This is a genomic window from Sinomonas humi, assembly GCF_000802235.1.
Taxonomy (GTDB): Bacteria; Actinomycetota; Actinomycetes; order Actinomycetales; family Micrococcaceae; genus Sinomonas; species Sinomonas humi.
Genome location: NZ_JTDL01000040.1, coordinates 1 through 1,122 on the forward strand (window position 1 = coordinate 1; position 1,122 = coordinate 1,122).

Annotated in this window: 2 protein-coding genes; both read left to right on the plus strand. The window is 62.4% G+C overall.

Annotation, left to right across the window (positions count from 1 at the left end):
* Positions 1 to 644 (plus strand): citrate/2-methylcitrate synthase (locus LK10_RS03785; protein ID WP_043120274.1); only part of this gene is annotated, 644 nt, incomplete at its 5' end.
* Between the two features lie 334 nt (positions 645 to 978).
* On the plus strand, positions 979 to 1,122 hold a 144-nt coding region (locus LK10_RS21165), incomplete at its 3' end, for a LysR family transcriptional regulator (protein WP_156144019.1).

Sequence of the window (1,122 nt, forward strand, 5' to 3'; positions counted from 1 at the left end):
GCGTCGAACCCGCCCCCGAGGTCATCCGCGCGTTCGAGGTCTCGATGATCCTCTACGCCGAACACTCCTTCAACGCCTCGACGTTCACCGCCCGCGTCGTCACCTCCACCCTCTCCGACCTCCACTCCGCCGTCACCGCCGCCATCGGAGCCCTCAAGGGCCCCCTCCACGGCGGGGCCAACGAAGCCGTCATGGAGACCTTCGAGGAAATCGGCATCAACCCCAGCGAGACCCACGAGGACGCCAAAGCCCGCGCCAAGGCCTGGATGGACAACGCCCTCGCCGCCAAGAAGAAGGTCATGGGCTTCGGCCACCGCGTCTACAAGCACGGCGACTCCCGCGTCCCCACCATGAAGGCCGCCCTCGATGACCTCATCACCTACTACGGCCGCCCCGAAATCCTCGGCCTCTACGACGGCCTCGAGCAGTCCATGGACGAGGCCAAGGGCATCAAGCCCAACCTCGACTACCCCACCGGCCCCGCCTACCACCTCATGGGCTTCGACATCCCCACCTTCACCCCGCTCTTCGTCGCCAGCCGGATCACCGGATGGACCGCCCACATCATGGAACAGCTCGAGAACAACTCCCTCATCCGCCCCCTCAGCGCCTACAACGGCCCCGACGAACGCCACATCGACTGAGAAGCCTCCGGCGCCGGCACGCACGGGTACTCGCAACAGGCACCTCGAAGGCCGAGGGCCGGCGCCGGATTCCTAAAGGGATCGTTTTGCAGAGAAATTCAGGAATGGACCAAAACCCATTCTTCCCTCAATCAGAACCCTTCAGAAGGTCGCTCGGCCCTTTCTTCGAGATCGCTTCTGTCCAAGGTGTAGAGGCAAGCCGCTTGTCTCCTCGGTGCTGCGGGGACATCTCGGAATCAGTCCGACCGGCTGTGCTTTCCAAGAATAAGCATCGAATTTGAGTGGTCCATTACCAATATTGCACTAATTGGTTCCGGGATGGTACCGTTGACATGTGGATATTCGCCACCTCCGTTACTTCACAGTGGTCGCGGAAGAGCTTCACTTCGGGCGGGCTGCGCGCCGCCTGCACATGAGCCGACCTCCCCTGTCGAAACGCATCGCCGACCTCGAAGACGAACTCGGGGTTGAGCTGTTC